This window comes from Denitratimonas tolerans, from assembly GCF_037203605.1.
Lineage (GTDB): Bacteria > Pseudomonadota > Gammaproteobacteria > Xanthomonadales > Xanthomonadaceae > Denitratimonas > Denitratimonas tolerans.
This window is the reverse complement of record NZ_JBBDHC010000001.1, coordinates 54801-71217: the sequence shown is the minus strand read 5'-3', so window position 1 is coordinate 71217 and position 16417 is coordinate 54801. Positions and strand designations below refer to the sequence as shown.

The following is a 16417-nucleotide window of genomic DNA, read 5'->3' as shown; positions in this document are numbered from 1 at the left end:
ATGACCTCGTTCGGGCCGTTCTCGCTGCGGGTTGCCATCGCCGCCGCCGCCGTGCTGCTGGCCTGGATCGCGGCCAACCTCCTGTCGCGCCGCCGTGCGCTGGCCGAAGATGCGGGTACCGGCGGGCCGCTGCTGGACGCCGTGCTGGCGGGCCTGCTCGCCGCCAGGCTGGGCTACGTGCTGCGCTGGTGGCCCGAGTATGCCGCCGCGCCGGCGTCGATCATCGCCATCGGTGACGGCGGCTTTGCCTGGTGGAGCGGGCTGCCGGTGGCGCTGGCGACGGCCTGGTGGCGCAGCCGCCGCGCGCCGGCGCTGCGTGGTCCGGTCATCGCGGGCCTGCTCATCGGCACGGCGGGCTGGTGGATGGCGGCTTCCGCGCTCGATGCGCACCAGCGCGATTCGATTCCGCTGCCGGCGCTGTCGCTGCACGCGCGCGACGGCGCTTTGGTGCGCATCCCAGACGCCGATCCGCGGCCGATCGTGATCAACCTCTGGGCCACCTGGTGCCCACCGTGCCGGCGCGAGATGCCGATGTTCGCCAGCGCCGGCACGCGCTGGCCGCAGGTGCGCTTCCTGCTGGTGAATCAGGGCGATCCGCCGGAGCTCGTGGAGGACTACCTGCGCCGCAGCGGGCTGGAAACGCCCGATGTCCTGCTCGATTCCGAATCCGGCACCATGCAGGCCACCGGTGCCCGCGTGCTGCCGACCACGCTGTTCTACGACAGCCGCGGCGTGCTGCGCGATCTCCACGTCGGAGAGCTCACGGCCGCCGCGCTGGCCGACCGCCTGCAGCGGCATTTCGGGGTGGAATAGGCCCTCGCGCGGCGGCGGCGCGCGCAGCTTGCGGCGCGACAACGCGAATCGGCGGTGGGACAATGCGCACCCGGCGCGCCGCGCCCGCGACTTTCTCTCATCCCCCAGGTAATGCCCGACATGACGACGCCCCGCCGCCGCGATCTCGCCAACGCCATCCGTTTCCTTGCCGCCGACGCGGTGCAGGCCGCCAACAGCGGCCACCCCGGCATGCCGATGGGCATGGCCGACATGGCGCAGGTGCTGTGGGGCGATTTCCTGAGTCACAACCCGGCCAATCCGGCCTGGTGCAACCGCGACCGCTTCGTGCTCTCCAACGGCCACGGCTCGATGCTGCTCTACGCGCTGCTGCACCTGACCGGCTACGACCTGCCGCTGGACGAGCTCAAGCGCTTCCGCCAGCTCCACAGCAGGACCGCGGGCCATCCCGAGGCGCACGCCACCCCCGGCGTGGAAACCACCACCGGGCCGCTTGGTCAGGGGCTGGCGAATGCGGTCGGTTTCGCGCTGGCGGAAAAGCTGCTGGCGCAGCGCTACAACCGCGAAGGCCACGCCATCGTCGACCACCACACCTGGGTGTTCCTGGGCGACGGCTGCCTGATGGAAGGTATCTCGCACGAGGCCTGCTCGCTGGCCGGAACGCTCGGCCTGGGCAAGCTGATCGCGCTCTACGACGACAACAACATTTCCATCGACGGCGAGGTGCACGGCTGGTTCACCGACAACACGCCGCAGCGCTTCGAAGCCTACGGCTGGCAGGTGATCCGCAACGTCGATGGTCATGATCCGGAGGAAATCGGCCAGGCGATCCGCACCGCGCAGGCCGAAACCGCGCGCCCGACGCTGATCTGCTGCAAGACCACGATCGGCTTCGGCTCGCCCAACAAGGCCGGCAAGGAGTCCTCGCACGGCGCGCCGCTGGGCAAGGACGAGCTGGCCGCGACGCGCCAGGCGCTGAACTGGCCGCACCCGGCCTTCGAGATTCCGGCCGACATCTACGCCGGCTGGGATGCGCGCGCCGCCGGTGCCGCGCGCGAGGCGGACTGGAGCGCGCGGTTCGAGCGCTACGCCGCCGCCTACCCTGAACTGGCCGCCGAGTTTTCCCGCCGCATCCGTGGCGAGCTGCCGGCCGATTTCCTTGCCCATGCCGATTCGTACATCGCGCGCTTGCAGGCCGAAGGCCCGACGGTGGCTTCGCGCAAGGCCTCGCAGATGGCGATCGAATCCTTCGCGCCGCGCCTGCCCGAACTGATCGGCGGATCGGCCGACCTCGCCGGCTCCAACCTCACCCTGTGGAAGGGCAGCAAGAGCGCCGCGGGCGACGATGCCGACGCCAACTACGTCTACTACGGCGTGCGCGAGTTCGGCATGAGCGCCATCGCCAACGGTCTGGCTCTGCACGGTGGCTTCATTCCCTACGACGCCACTTTCCTGGTGTTCTCCGACTACTCGCGCAATGCGCTGCGCATGAGCGCGCTGATTCCTGCCCGCGCCATCCACGTCTTCACCCACGACTCCATCGGCCTGGGCGAGGACGGCCCCACCCACCAGCCGGTCGAACACCTGTCGAGCCTGCGCTACATCCCCGGCAATTCGCTCTGGCGCCCGTGCGACGCGGTGGAAAGCGCGGTGGCGTGGAAGGCCGCGATCCAGCGCGCCGACGGCCCCAGCGTGCTGGTCTTCAGCCGCCAGAATCTGGCGCACCAGCACCGCACCGAAGAACAGGTGGCCGACATCGCGCGCGGCGGCTATGTGCTGCTGGATCCGCCCGAGGCGCGGTTCGACCTGATCCTGATCGGCACCGGTTCGGAAGTGGAACTGGCGATGGAAGCCGCGCGCCGGCTCGATGCGCAGGGCGTGAAGGCGCGCGTGGTGTCGATGCCCAACACCAACGTGTTCGACGCCCAGCCGCTGGAGTGGCGCGAAGGCGTGCTGCCCGCGTGGTGCCGCAAGCGCGTCGCGGTCGAGGCCGGCGTCACCGATTTCTGGCGCAAGTACGTCGGGCTGGACGGCGCGGTGATCGGCATCGACAGCTTCGGTGCCTCGGCCCCGGCCGATGCGCTGTACCAGCACTTCGGCATTACCGTGGAGCGCGTGGTGGAGGCGGCCAAGGCGCTGTAGGCCTTCGCGTCAACCCGCGAACCCGCCCGCATCCAGGAACGCCTGCTCCTCGGCCGTGGTCTCGCGGCCAAAGGCGGCGTTGCGGTGCGGAAAGCGGCCGAAGCGTTCGATCACGTCCCGATGGACGCGCGCGTGTTGGTCGAACGGTGCGCCCAGCGGCGTGCACAGTTCGACCGCGCGGTGCTGGTTTTCCAGCACCTCGCTGTGCTCGAAGGGCAGATACAGGAAGAGGCGCAGCGCGGCTTCGGTTTCCCGGTCGTAGCCGCGCGCAAGCGCCGTGCGCGCCAGGCTCAGCGCCAGCGCGTCGGTGGCGAACATGTGCGCGGTGCCGCGAAAGCAGTTTCGCGGGAACTGGTCGAGCAGCACCATCAGCGCCAGCGCGCCCTCGGCGCTGTCCATCCAGTCGTCCAGCTCGCGCCGCGCCGCCGCCATGTGGGCGGCCAGGAAGCGTTCCCGGAAGCGGTCGTCGAAGGCCGTTCGACGACCGAACCAGCCCTCCGGGCCGGCCTCGCGCCAGAAATCAACGACCGCCTTCGGCGTGGGCAGGGTGGGCATGGAACCTCTCCGGCATGAATGCGGGCAGGGTAGCCGAGTGTGCCGACGGACGCTTTTGTTGCGATGCGTCATGGCGCGCGATATTGTCCGCCCCACGGCCCCGTGAAAGCGCCGAAACGCCCGCGGATTGCCCGGAATCCCGCGCGCTTCTTCGCTAGTCTGGAGGCGTCGCGTCCCTTCTTTCCTCTGCTTCCGGCCCAGCCATGTCCAGCTCCCGCACCATCGCCACCCGCCAACGCCTGTCCCAGGTCCGCTACGAGATTCGCGGCGAACTGGCGCGGCGAGCGCGTGACATGGAGGCGCAGGGGCGCAGGCTCATCAAGCTCAACATCGGCAACCCTGGCGCATTCGGCTTCCGCGCGCCCGAGCACCTGCAACAGGCCATCGCCGAACACGTCGCCGAGAGCGATCCCTACTGCCACCAGCAGGGCCTGCCGGAACTGCGCGAGGTCATCGCCGCCAGGCACGCGGCGCGCGGCGCACGCGGAGTGACGCCGGCGCACGTGTTCATGGGCAACGGCGTTTCCGAGCTGATCGACATGTCGCTGCGCGCCCTGCTCAATCCCGGCGACGAGGTGCTGCTGCCCAGCCCCGACTACCCGCTCTGGAGCGCGGCCACGATCCTCAACGATGGCGTGCCGGTCTATTACGACTGCCGGCCCGAAAACGGCTTCCAGCCCGATCCGGAGCAGGTCGAATCGCTCATCACCCCGCGCACCCGTGCCCTGGTGCTGATCAATCCGAACAATCCGTCCGGCGCGGTGTACTCGCGTGAAACCCTGCAGCGGCTGGCCGACATTGCGGAGCGTCATCGTCTGCTGCTGATGGTGGACGAGATCTACGACGAGATCGTCTACGACGACGCGCAGTACGTGCCGCTGGCACCGCTGGCGGGCGATGCGCCGTGCCTCACCTTCGGCGGACTGTCCAAGGTGCATCGCGCCTGCGGCTATCGCGCCGGCTGGGCGGTGCTTTCGGGCGATCCGATCCGCAGCGGCGACTACCACCACGCGCTCGATCTCCTCGGCGCGCTGCGCCTGTGCGCCAACGTGCCGGCGCAGTGGGCCGCACTGGCCGCGCTCACCGGGCCGGACACGATCAGCGCGCTCACCGCGCCGGGTGGCCGCCTGTACGAGGCGCGCCGCGCCGTGATCGAGGCCTGCGAGGCCAGTTCGCGCCTGCATCTGCACGCACCGCAGGGCGCGCTGTACGCCTTTCCCGGCATCGACACGACCGGCTTTGCGGAGTTCGACGACCACCGCTTCGCGCTCGATCTCCTCACCCACGAGGGCGTGCTGATCGTGCCGGGCACGAGCTTCAACGTGCCCTACCGCAATCATTTCCGCGTGACGCTGCTGCCGCAGCCCGAGCAGATCCGCGAGGTGTTCGCGCGCATCGAGACGGCGCTGGCGCGCTGTGAGCGGCAGCCGGTGGAGCTGGTTCGCGCGGCGGAGGGGTGAACGCGCGCGTCTGGTCCGTGTTTTCATGGGCGCGTGGCGCGTGGCGCGTGCGGCTTCTTTTGCTTCTGGTTTGGATGTTTTCGCAGGGTTTCGTCCGCCTCGGCGGCGGCCGAGTTACCTTTCTTTGCTTGTCCAAAGAAAGGTAACCCAAAGAAACGACACCCCGGCACCGCGCGCCGCCTGCTGCGCAGGCGTCGTGCCCTGCGTTGCTCGGCACCCGTCGGCCGGCGCGAACTCGGCCATCCATGGCCTCGAACAATCGCGCCTATCCCCGCCGGCCGCCTGCGCTACTTGGCGCGGTTCAAGGGGGCCCGGTAGATCAAGAGCGAAGGCCGGCAGGCAGCGAGATGACCGCACGCTCCTGCTCTTGGGGTCCCCATGTGGCCCGGTGAGGTGGTGCCGGATCAGCCCGCAGGGGCGCGGGCATCGATGCCCGCGCGTTTCCCGGCGGCACAGGATGTGCCATCGGGAAACCCCGGCACCGGCTCACGTACCCGGAAGGCTTCATCTTCCGGGCGGGCCGCTGGGGTCGCCTTTCTCTTGGTTACTTCTCTTTGGCGACGCAAAGAGAAGTAATTCGGCCGCCGCTGAGGCGGTCGAAACCTTGCGGCCACGCCCAATCAAGAAGCGACAGAAGCCGTATCGCCTGAGTCGCTTGCTAAAAGAAATCGTCCGCGAGCCCTACTCCGCCAGCTCCGGCAAATCCCGATACAGCGCCAGCGCCTGCGGATTGGCGAGCGCGTCGGTGTTCTTCACCGCACGCCCGTGCACCACGTTGCGCACCGCCAGCTCCACGATCTTGCCGGAGATGGTGCGCGGGATGTCGGCCACCTGCACGATCTTCGCCGGCACGTGGCGCGGGGTGGTGTTGGCGCGGATCTGCCTGCGGATGCGCTCGCGCAGTGCGTCATCCAGCACGATGCCCTCGCGCAGGCGCACGAACAGCACCACGCGCACGTCGCCCTGCCAGTCCTGGCCGATGCAGATGCTCTCCAGAATCTCCGGAAGCTGCTCGACCTGACGGTAGATTTCCGCGGTGCCGATGCGCACGCCGCCGGGATTGAGGGTGGCGTCGGAGCGGCCGTAGATGATGATGCCGTCGTGTCCGGTGAGTTTGGCGAAGTCGCCGTGGCACCAGATACCGGGCTGGTTTTCGAAGTAGGCGGCGCGGTATTTCGCCCCGTCCGGATCGTTCCAGAAGCCCACGGGCATCACCGGGAACGGGGCGCTGCAGGCAAGCTCGCCGGTCTGTTCGACCACGGGCCGGCCGTCGTCGTCGAGGATTTCCACCTTGAGGCCGAGGCCGCGGCACTGCAGCTCGCCGCGCCACACCGGCAGGATCGGCGCGCCCAGCGCGAAGCAGCTGATGATGTCGGTGCCGCCCGAAATCGATGACAGCAGCACGTCGGCCTTGATGTCGCGGTAGACGTAATCGAAGCTCTCCGGGGCCAGCGGCGAGCCGGTCGAGAGGATGGTCTTGAGCGCGGGCAGCCTGTGGCTTTCACGCGGCCTGATGCCGGCCTTTTCGATCGCGCTGATCCACTTGGCGCTGGTGCCGAAGATGCTGATGCCGAATTCGTCGGCCAGGTTGCACAGCGCGTTGGCGTCGGGCCAGGACGGATTGCCGTCGTACAGCACCACGGTCGCGCCCACCGCCAGCGCCGAGACCAGCCAGTTCCACATCATCCAGCCGCAGGTGGTGTAGTAGAAGATGTTGTCCTCGCGCTTCACGTCGGCGTGCAGCACGTGTTCCTTCAGGTGCTGGATCAGCGCGCCGCCGGCGCTGTGCACGATGCACTTGGGCACGCCTGTGGTGCCCGAGCTGTACATGATGTAGAGCGGGTGGTCGAAGGGCAGGGACACGAATTCGAGCTCGGCCTCGGCAAAGGGCGCGACGAAATCGCCCAGGTTCACCGCGCGCGGCACCGCCTCGAGCGACTCGGGGCGGTCGAGGTAGGGCACCACCACGATGCGCTCGATGGAGTCGATCTCGCGCGCGAAGCCGGCGACTTTCTCCAGGCAGTCCAGGCGCTTGCCGCCGTACTGGTAACTGGCCGCGGTGAACAGCACCTTGGGGCGGATCTGGCCGAAGCGGTCGAGCACGCCGTTGACGCCGAAATCGGGTGAACACGACGACCAGATCGCGCCGAGCGAGGCGGTGGCCAGCATCGCGACCACGGTGTCGGGCAGGTTCGGCATGAAGCCGGCGACGCGGTCGCCGACGGTCACGCCCTGCGCCCCGAGGGCGGCGGCCAGCGCGGCGACGCGGCGGCGCAGCTGGGCGTAGGTGATGCGCTCGGTGGCACCGTTCTCGCCGCGGAACAGCAGGGCCACGCGGTCGTCGTCGAAGCGAAGCAGGTTCTGCGCGAAGTTCAGCCGCACGTTCGGGAACCAGCGCGCGCCGGGCATCTTGTCGCCGTCTACCAGCACCGGTGTGCGCTCGCCCTGTGCCTCGATCCCGCAGAAGTCCCATACCAGGCACCAGAACGCCTCGGGGTGGGCGATGGAAAACCGGTAGAGGCCGGGGTAGTCGGTGACGCTGTCGTCACCGGTTTCGGCCTGGACCAGGGCGATGAAGCGCGAGAGGTTGGCGCGCTCGATGCGTTCGACGCCGGGAATCCAGAGAGGTTGGGACATGACGCGGACCGATGAATGACCTGCCCGCATTCTAGTGCCGCGTCCCGGCGGCGGCAGTTGTCCTTTGGGGCAAGGCCCGCGCCCCGGGCGGAATCAGCCGCCGGACCCGGCCAGCAGGCGCAGCCGGTCGCGCACCCGCCCGGCCAGCGCGTCGTAGTGCCTGCCCAGGAGCGCGCGCAGCTCCCCGTCGGTGGCGTAGCCGATGCTCTGGCGATACTCGCGCTTCAGCGCGCTGGTCGCGCGCCAGCCCGCTTCGATGTCTTCAATGCAACGCTCGGGTACCACGTCGTGACCTTCGCCGATGCGTTCGAGCACGCGCTCGATGTGGCGCTCGGCCACTTCGCGCGGCGCGGATTTCGGCGGCAGCTTCTCGAAGGAAAAGTTGCGGATGCCGTCGGTCTCGAACGGGTCCGGTCCGGCGGCGCGGCTGTGCATGTGGAGGTCGTCGTCGAAGCGGGTGGCGCATTCGAGCATCCGCGCGGTCTTCCACTGACCGCTCAGGAGCAGCAGGAGGAAGCCGATGAACCCCGGCCACTTGGGCTTGAGCGCGAAGGATGCGGCGCTGCCGTAATCGGGGTGGGTGAAGAGGCCGAGCAGGGTGCGCCGGCCCTGCTGCGCGCTGATGCCGCGCGCCTCGGCATAGGCCAGAAGCGTGTATCCGAGCGGTGCCAGCGCCCGCTCGCAGGCCGCAGCGTGCCTGCGCTGGAACGCGGGGAATTCCGTGGGTTCGACTTCGGCCAGCTCAGGATCGGCCTCGTGCGCCACGCTGTAGAGACTGAAAGCGATCTGGGTTGCCTGCAGGTCTTCCGGCGATTCGTCTCCCGCCATCGCCTCCAGCGCGTTCTGCAGGTCGACGCCCTGGCGCACCAGTTCCGCGGTGGCGTGGGTCAGGGCGTAGCTCGCGTCTTCCACGGGGCTGCGTTCCACGTCTTCGGTGTCACCCGCGCGCTCGAGGATTTCGGCCAGCTCTTCGCGTTCGCCTTCCTTGCCCCTGGCGTAGCGTGCGCGTTCCTCCTCGACGAAGGCGCGCGCCGGCGCATCGGCCGCAATGCGTTCGAGCACGCGGTCCATGTGGTGGGTGGCCAGTTCGTGCCGGCCGAGCAGGGCGGCGATCCGCGCGCAGAGGCGGTCATACTGGTTGTCGGCCGTCAGGCTTGCCGCACGGGTGGTGTCGGAAAGGGCCTGTTCCAGCGCGCTGCGGCCGTAGCCGATGCCGAGGGCATCGTGCACCACGTCCTGGCCGTCCGCGGCATCGTGTGCGCGCAGGTGATGGTACTGGCCGCGGCGGGCCCAGGCTTCGGCGCGCTGCGGATCCAGCGCGATGCTGAGGTCCAGGCTGGCGAGCGCCTCCTCGACCGCGCCGGCGTCGTCGGCATCGGCCGCGCCATCGAGCACGGCGCGTGCGAAGAAGAAGTGCGCGGCGGCATTTTCCGGCTCGCGCGCGATCGCGCGCCGCAGCAGCGGCAGGATGTCGAGCGCTTCGTAATGCTCTTCGGCAAGTTCCACCCGCGCCAGCAGCGTGGGAACGTGATCGGGCGCGAGCGCCAGCGCGGCGTCGAGCGCCATCGCCGCCTCGGCCGGACGCCCCAGCGCATTGAGGCAGCGCCCGCGGTGGACGTGCAGCGGCGCGGCGTCGGGGTGGGAGGCGACAAGTTCGTCCAGGATCTTCAGCGCGCCGGCGTAGTCCCTGTCGCGAAACAGCTTTCCGGCTTTCCGATGGCGTTCGGTGCGTTGATCCTGAGTCATGGGCTCGGCGGGTGGGCGAGAGGTGGTCGGAGAGTAGCGCGGATTGAATCTGCGCGCCGCATCGCAGTTTTCCGCCTGCTCGCCGCGCAGGTGGCTTCAGGCCAGCGTCGTGGCGATGCGGCGATCACTCCGCGGCACGCGCGTCAGGTCGAACGCGGCGATGGCGGCGTCGAGCAGACGCGGCAGGTCCAGGGCGTCATCCAGCGCCTCGGAGCGCTGCCCGAGGAAGGCCCAGGCGGCGCGCAGCGCCGGGATCGGACGGGCAGCGTCCAGCGCCAGCGCCTGCTGCGACTTGCCGAGCTTGTGGCCATCGGCATCCAGCGCCAGCGGCAGGTGGGCGTAGGCGGGCGTCGGCAAGCCGAGCGATTCCTGCAGGAAGATCTGGCGCGCGGTGGAGTCGATCAGGTCGGCACCGCGCACCACCTCGCTGATGCCCTGGGCCGCGTCGTCCACCACCACCGCAAGCTGGTAGGCCACCAGGCCATCGCCGCGCCAGAGCACCACATCCCCCACGTCCTGCGCGAGGTTTTGCCGGCGCGGCCCGCGGATGGCGTCGACGAAGGTGATGACGCGATCCGGCACGCGCAGCCGCCAGGCCACCGGGCCATCGCGGCGCGTGGACAGGCAGCCGCGGTGCGGCGCGCCGGCCAGCGCGCTGCGGCTGCAGCGGCAGGCGAACACCCGCTCGTCCGCGCGCAGCCGATCGAGCGCGGCGCGATACGCCTCCAGCCGCCGGCTTTGCCACATCGGCTCCTCGTCCCAGTCCAGCCCGAAGCGGCGCAGCGCGTCGAGCTGCAGGTCCGTGGCACCGGGCACCACGCGCGGGGTGTCGATGTCCTCCACCCGCAGCAGCCACTGGCCGCCCTGCGCGCGGGCGCGCAGGAAGCTGCCGAGGGCCGCCACCAGCGAACCGAAATGCAGCGGCCCGGTGGGCGAGGGCGCGAAACGGCCGCGGTATCGACCCGGCTTGAATTCAGCGGACGATGGCTTCATTTCTGCACAATCCGCACTCCACTGCGCGCCGGAGGCTCCGGCATCTTTCTTCAAGGAAGGTTCCCATGATGATTCGACGCATCGCGCTGTTTCTCGCCACCAACCTTGCGGTCCTGGTCCTGCTGGGCATCGTGATGAGCGTGCTGGAAAAGGCGTTCGGGATTCAACCGGGCCAGAACGGCACCCTGCTGGTATTCGCGGCCGTGTTCGGTTTCGGCGGGGCGATGATTTCCCTGCTGATGTCCAAGACCATGGCCAAGCGCAGCACCGGCGCGCAGGTCATCACCCAGCCCCGCAACGAGGTGGAGCGCTGGCTGTTCCAGACCGTGGAGCGGCAGGCGCAGGCTGCCGGTATCCGCATGCCCGAAGTGGCGATCTACGACGCGCCCGATGTCAATGCGTTCGCCACCGGTGCCACCCGCAACAGTTCGCTGGTGGCGGTTTCGACCGGCCTGCTGCGCGCGATGGACAGGGACGAGGCCGAGGCCGTGCTGGCGCACGAGGTCAGCCACGTCGCCAACGGCGACATGGTGACCATGGCGCTGATCCAGGGCGTGCTCAACACCTTCGTGCTGTTTCTCGCGCGCGTGGTCGGCCGCACCATCGACGCCATGCTTTCGGGCAATCGCGACAATGACGGCGGGCCGAGCTTCTTCTACTACATCATCGTGACGGTGCTGGAACTGGTGTTCGGGCTGTTTGCCTCGATGATCGCGATGGCCTTCAGCCGCTGGCGCGAGTTTCGCGCCGATGCCGGCGGCGCGCGCCTCGCAGGGCGCGGGAAGATGATCGCCGCGCTGCAGCGGCTGGCGGGCAACCGCGGCCAGAGTACGCTGCCCGACCAGATCCGCGCCTTCGGCATTTCCGGCGGCATCGCGCACGGGCTGCGCAAGCTGATGATGTCGCACCCGCCGCTGGAGGAGCGCATCCGCGCGCTGCGCGAGGCCGCGTAAACGCCGCTCCTTCCGCCCGCTGTCTCCACGCCGCGCCCTCGATTTGCGCAAGGCTGCGACGGTTCCGCGCTCTCGCCCGTAGCAGTAAATGCATACCGGAGCGGATCCGGGGCGGAGAGGAGTGGAACCATGGGAAAGAGAGCCGTGTGGCGAGCTGTCGCTGCGGTGGGTACCGTGCTGGCGATCGTGCCGTGGGCGGCAGCGCAGGCCGGCGAGCCGCGCGAGGTGCGCTGGCAGGAGCGGCCGGAAGCGCCGCGGCACGGCGATTTCGTGGGCGAACCGGGCATTGCGATCGAGGCGATGACCGAGGGGTTCATGGCGGCGCATCCCGACCTGCGCTGGCGGCGGGAAGGGCTGCACGACTACGCCAACGGCCGCCATGGGCAGGCGATGACGCATTTCCTTCAGGCCGCGCGCTACGCCGACAAGGCCTCGCAGGCCATGGTGGCCGAGATGCACTGGCAGGGCATCGGCGTGCCGCAGGATCGTGCCCTGGGCTATGCGTGGATGGACCTGGCCGCCGAGCGGCGCTACCCGAACTTCCTGATCCTGCGCGAGAGCTACTGGGACCAGCTCGATGAATCGACGCGCGCCGAGGCGATCGAGCGCGGCCAGGCGGTCTATGCCGAGTACGGCGACGAGGTTGCCAAACCGCGCCTGGAGAAAGTGCTGCGGCGGGAGAAGCGCAAGCTGACCGGCAGCCGCACCGGCTTCGTCGGCAACATCACCATCATCCCGAACACCGGCCCGCTGGCGGGAACGGGGATGTCGATTCCGGGCGAGCGTTTCTATGCAAGGGAGTACTGGGAGCCTGAGCGGTACTGGGCGCTGCAGGACACGATCTGGAAATCTCCCCCGCGCGGCGAGGTGCATGTGGGTGACCTCGTGCCCGGGACTGAAGCGGCGAAGGACTGAAGCGCCCGGCCGGATCGGCCTAGCCGACCGCGCGCGCCGCAGCGATGGCGCTGACGCGCGCGCGCCGGATCTTCTCGGCGATCTGTTCGCCGCCGAGGCCGGCGAGGTCGAGATCGCGCGGCTTCACCGCGAGCGCGGCGGCGTGCGCGGCAAGCAGTGCGTCACGCGGCGGGTAGGGCTCGCGTTCGCGCTCGCGCCGGCCGCGCTTGTCGGCCTCGCAGGCCAGTGCGATCCGGTCCATGCGCTCGGGCCTGCGGAAGCCGTCGCAGCGAACGATCAGGTCGTGCACCTTAGCCGGCTTCAGCTCGTGGAAGCGATGCACGTTGAGGTGCTCACGGCAGACGCTGCGGGCGAGCGCGGCGTGTTCGGTCGGCACCCGAAGGCGTTCGCACAGGTCTTCCAGCGGAGCCAGTCCCGAATGTTCGTGCGCGCGGTGCGCCGGCAGCTCGCGCGCCGGCGTGAGCGCCTTGCCCAGGTCATGGGTGAGGACGCAGAACGCGACCAGCGCATCGCCAGGCGCCAGCCGCGCGGCCGCGTCGCAGGCCATCTCGGTGTGCACGCCCGCATCCACTTCCGGATGATGCGCCGCGTGCTGCGGCACGCCGTATAGCGCATCGACTTCGGGCAGCACCCGGGCCAGTGCGCCGCAGGCGCGCAGGGTGCGCAGGAAGGCCGAGGGCGAGGGCTCGGCGAGCGCGCGCGACAGCTCCTGGAAGACGCGCTCGGGCACCAGGTGATCGACCTCGCCATCGGCCACCATGGCGCGCATCAGCTCCAGAGTCTCGGCCGCCACGGAAAAACCCAGTCGCGCCCAGCGCGCCATGAAGCGCGCCGCGCGCAGGATCCGTACCGGGTCTTCGGCAAAGGCGGGGGAGACGTGGCGCAGCACACGCGCCGCAAGATCCGCCGCGCCGCCATGGGGATCGATCAGGCTGCCGTCTGCATCCTGCGCCATGGCGTTGACGGTGAAGTCGCGCCGCGCCAGATCTTCTTCCAGCGTGATGTCGGGCGTGGCCACCACGGAGAAGCCGCGATAGCCGCGCCCGGCCTTGCGCTCGCAGCGCGCCAGGGCGTATTCCTCGTGCGTTTGCGGGTGCAGGAACACCGGGAAGTCGCGCCCGACGGGGGTGTAGCCGGCCGCCACCATCGCCTCGGGCGTGCCACCCACCACCACGAAATCGCGGTCGCCTGGCGCCAGACCCAGCAACGCATCGCGCACCGCGCCGCCGACCAGAAACGTCTTCACGCGCGCCGCGCCCGTCGCCAGCGGTCGTGGCGCGGCTGGCGCGCACCGACGCCGAGCTGCTGCGGCACGATGGCATCGATCGGGGTCTTTTCGATGCCGAGCCGATACAGCCCGTCGATCCCGCCCACGGCATCGCGCTTGAGCGAGAGGAAGTTGTCGGTCGAGAAGGGTTTGCCCGGCACGAAGTCGAAGATCGCCGCCTGCAGACGGCCGAGCGCGTCGGGCAGCGGCAGGATGGCGCGGCGCAGGCCGAGGCAGCGCGCGGTGTAGCGGACGATTTCCGCGAGGCTGAGCGTTTCCGCGCCGTAGATTTCGTAGAGCTGTCCGATGGTGGCCGGGTCTTCCAGCGCGCGCACGAAGGCCTCCGTCACGTCCCCCACGTACACCGGCGCGAAGCGCGCGCCGGCGCGCGCCAGCGGCAGCACGGGTGCGAGCCGCAGCAGTTTGGCGAAGCGGTCGAACAGGCCATCGCCCGGCCCGAAGATCACCGAGGGCTGGAAGATCGTCCACTCCAGTCCGGAGCCGCGCACGCTGTCTTCGGCCTGGCCGCGCGTGCGCAGATAGTGACTTTCACCGCGCCCGGCGTTGAGCGCACTCATCTGCAGCAGGCGGCGCACGCCACTCGCGCGGCAGGCGGCGATCAGGCTGTCGGTGAAATCGACGTGGGCGCGCTGGAAGCCGTGTCCGCGGCGGCCGCGCTCGTTGAGGATGCCGATCAGGTTGATCGCGGCCTGTGCGCCGTCCAGCAGCCGGCGCAGATCGGCCGCGGCGTAGACGTCGGCGGTCACCACCTCGACCCCGGGCAGCACCAGCAGATCGCGCTGGCGCTCGCGGTTGCGGCTGGGTACCGTGACCGCGAACCCGCGGCGGACCAGTTCGGCGACCAGGCGGCGGCCGACGAAGCCGGTGCCGCCGAATACGACGATGCGGGACAGGCTCATGAGGAACTCCCGGGCAGAGTGGTCGGGCAGGCGAACGGATGCCGTTCGGCCGCCGCGGGACGTTGGCCCAGCGCGCGCTGGGCGATGGGCACGGCGCGGCCTTCCAGACGCCAGTCGTAGACGGTGGCGAAGGCGAGGATCCGCGCTACGTACTCGCGAGTTTCGCGGTAGGGAATCGTTTCGATCCACAGGTCCACATCCGCCACCGGGCGCTGCGCCAGCCAGCGCGCCACCGGCGAGGGGCCGGCGTTGTAGGCGGCGGTGGCCAGGAAGGGCAGGCCGCCGTGTCGTTCCAGCATCGTGGCCAGATGCGCGATGCCGAGGCTGAGGTTTTCCTTTGGATCGAACAGTTCCGCATCGCCCGGATAGCGCTGCCCGCGCCGGGTGGCTTCCATCCGCGCGGTGGAGGGCAGGAGCTGCATGAGGCCGCGTGCGTTGGCGTGCGAACGCGCATCCGGTGCCCAGGCGCTCTCGGCGCGGATCAACGCCACCACCCAGGACGGATCCAGCCCGTGCGCGCGCGCCTCGCGCCGAATCTGGCGCTCGAAGGGCAGCGGGAAGCGCAGGCGGTAGTAGGCGAGATCGTCGCCGGCGTTGAGCGTGAACGGGCCGCGATCATGCCAGCCCGCGGCGTCCGCCAGCGCCACCGCGACGCGGCGCTCGTCCGGCGACAGCGAGCTCTTGAGCGCGTCCCACTCGCGCCGCGCCCAGCCGATCCGGCCCAGCGCGAACAATTCCATGGCGCGCACGAAACCGGGTCGCGCTTCCAGGCTGCGGCGCAGCGCCGGCGCTTCCAGCGATGCCTCGCGCGGGCACAGGGCATAGGGCGCGCCGATGCGTTCGGCAGCGAGGAATCCGTAGTAGCTCGGCTCGGCTGAAAGCGCGTCCAGGATGGCGCGCGCCGCGGTGTCGCCGGCGCGCTCGCGCAGACGCGCCTCGAAGTAGCGCCAGCGCGGCTCGGCGCGCTGCGCCGACGGCATCATCGCGATGGCGGCCAGCGCGGCCCGGTCGTCACCGCGCGCCAACGCCTCGCGGAACCGCCATTCGTGCAGGCGCGCATCCCAGGCCTCGGCGGGCACGGCGGCAAAGCGCCGCGCGCTGTCAGGCAGGTAGGAGGCCGCGCTCCACAGCGCAATCTGGTTGAGCGCTTCGCCGCGCTGCGCGGCGTCGAAGCTGAAGCGGCCCTGCAGCGCGGCGAACAGCGCCTCGGCGGCATCCGGATCGGCCTTGGCTACCCGCGTCACGCCCAGGAGTGCAATGCGCCGGCTGGCCGCGTCGTCGGGCCAGCCGGAGGCCAGCGCGGCGGTCGGGCCGGCCAGGTAGTCGGCCTGCGCATTGGCGCGCTTCGCCTGTGCCGCCGGCAGGCCGCGCGCGAGATGGCGCATGAGGCCGAGGTTGTGCTCGGTCGCTGCCAGCGCGATGCGTTCCAGCGTGCGCGCCTCGGTGAGCAGTCCGCGCTGGCGCACCACCTCGAACACCGCATCGCAGCGTGCCGGCTGCGAGCGGCCGCTCAGCCACAGGGCCAGACCGGCGTCGAGCCAGGCGGTGTCGGGCGTGGCGTCACGGCGGGAAAGAAGGTCGGCGCAGCGCAGTTCGGCATCCGCGCTGCCCGCGTACAGCGAGCGGAATCCCGCCCAGTCCTCGCGTTGCGCGAGCGCGCGCAGCGCCTGATCGCGCAGCGTCGCGGACACCGGCAGGTCCGGATGCGCGTCGAGGAAGGTCTTGACCGTCCTCGCGCTGGCGCGATCGAGCTGGCGGCGCAGCGCGGTGTAGTCGAGATACGGTGCCAGCGGGTGCTGCGCATAGTCGCGCGCCGCTGCGGAAAATTCCGCCAGCGGGCGTGATTCGGCAGCCTCCAGTGCGCGTGCGAAACCGGCGCGCTGGGCCGCCAGGTCGGTGTGCGGCGACACCGCCCCGGCCGGGCGAACGCCGGGGCCGGCCAGAAGCGCCAGCGCGCACGAAACAAGGACCGGGAGCAGGTGCCGTCGCATGTCCACAGTGTATCCCGTGCGCGCGCCGGCTCCGACCGCGCCAGCG

12 protein-coding genes are annotated in these 16417 nt (G+C 70.1%); 5 read left to right on the top strand and 7 right to left on the bottom strand.

What is annotated here, in order from left to right; all coding sequences use genetic code 11:
- Positions 1 to 813: a prolipoprotein diacylglyceryl transferase family protein gene (locus WB794_RS00300; RefSeq protein ID WP_337333842.1), complete on the top strand. Its 813-nt coding sequence runs from the start codon at positions 1 to 3 to the stop codon at positions 811 to 813.
- A 120-nt stretch (positions 814 to 933) separates the two neighbouring features.
- Positions 934 to 2934 (top strand): transketolase, encoded by a 2001-nt coding sequence (tkt, locus tag WB794_RS00295; protein ID WP_337333841.1) that lies wholly within the window; start codon positions 934 to 936, stop codon positions 2932 to 2934.
- Between the two features lie 9 nt (positions 2935 to 2943).
- On the opposite strand, the gene WB794_RS00290 is transcribed toward tkt, so the two are convergent.
- Complete coding sequence (locus WB794_RS00290) at positions 2944 to 3489, bottom strand: DUF924 family protein (protein WP_337333840.1); 546 nt, start codon at positions 3487 to 3489, stop codon at positions 2944 to 2946.
- Positions 3490 to 3692: 203 nt separating this feature from the next.
- Between WB794_RS00290 and WB794_RS00285 the strand changes: the two genes are divergently transcribed.
- Positions 3693 to 4949, top strand: coding sequence for an aminotransferase class I/II-fold pyridoxal phosphate-dependent enzyme (locus WB794_RS00285; protein ID WP_337333839.1), 1257 nt, complete (start codon positions 3693 to 3695; stop codon positions 4947 to 4949).
- Between the two features lie 681 nt (positions 4950 to 5630).
- Here the strand turns inward: WB794_RS00285 and WB794_RS00280 are convergent.
- From WB794_RS00280 to gluQRS, 3 genes are all read right to left on the bottom strand, one after another.
- Positions 5631 to 7586 (bottom strand): acetoacetate--CoA ligase, encoded by a 1956-nt coding sequence (locus WB794_RS00280; RefSeq protein WP_337333838.1) that lies wholly within the window; start codon positions 7584 to 7586, stop codon positions 5631 to 5633.
- Between the two features lie 93 nt (positions 7587 to 7679).
- Positions 7680 to 9332, bottom strand: a complete 1653-nt coding sequence (locus tag WB794_RS00275; RefSeq protein ID WP_337333837.1) for a tetratricopeptide repeat protein — start codon at positions 9330 to 9332, stop codon at positions 7680 to 7682.
- A gap of 96 nt (positions 9333 to 9428) precedes the next feature.
- Complete coding sequence (gene gluQRS, locus WB794_RS00270) at positions 9429 to 10325, bottom strand: tRNA glutamyl-Q(34) synthetase GluQRS (RefSeq protein WP_337333836.1); 897 nt, start codon at positions 10323 to 10325, stop codon at positions 9429 to 9431.
- A 68-nt stretch (positions 10326 to 10393) separates the two neighbouring features.
- Here gluQRS and htpX point away from each other — a divergent pair, with 68 nt between their 5' ends.
- Both htpX and WB794_RS00260 read left to right on the top strand, forming a co-directional pair.
- Positions 10394 to 11278, top strand: coding sequence for a protease HtpX (gene htpX / locus WB794_RS00265; protein WP_337334015.1), 885 nt, complete (start codon positions 10394 to 10396; stop codon positions 11276 to 11278).
- A gap of 129 nt (positions 11279 to 11407) precedes the next feature.
- Positions 11408 to 12193 carry an SEL1-like repeat protein gene (locus WB794_RS00260; RefSeq protein WP_337333835.1) on the top strand — a complete coding sequence of 262 codons (786 nt, stop codon included), beginning with the start codon at positions 11408 to 11410 and terminating at the stop codon, positions 12191 to 12193.
- A gap of 19 nt (positions 12194 to 12212) precedes the next feature.
- Here WB794_RS00260 and WB794_RS00255 read toward each other — a convergent pair whose 3' ends face one another.
- From WB794_RS00255 to WB794_RS00245, 3 genes are read right to left on the bottom strand one after another with little or no spacing between them, the layout of a single operon-like run.
- Positions 12213 to 13439: a multifunctional CCA addition/repair protein gene (locus tag WB794_RS00255; protein WP_337333834.1), complete on the bottom strand. Its 1227-nt coding sequence runs from the start codon at positions 13437 to 13439 to the stop codon at positions 12213 to 12215.
- Positions 13436 to 14380: a complex I NDUFA9 subunit family protein gene (locus tag WB794_RS00250; RefSeq protein ID WP_337333833.1), complete on the bottom strand. Its 945-nt coding sequence runs from the start codon at positions 14378 to 14380 to the stop codon at positions 13436 to 13438. The genes WB794_RS00255 and WB794_RS00250 overlap by 4 nt, the downstream gene beginning before the upstream one ends.
- Positions 14377 to 16371 carry a transglycosylase SLT domain-containing protein gene (locus WB794_RS00245; protein WP_337333832.1) on the bottom strand — a complete coding sequence of 665 codons (1995 nt, stop codon included), beginning with the start codon at positions 16369 to 16371 and terminating at the stop codon, positions 14377 to 14379. Before WB794_RS00245 ends, WB794_RS00250 begins: the two co-directional genes overlap by 4 nt.
- Positions 16372 to 16417 lie beyond the last annotated feature (46 nt).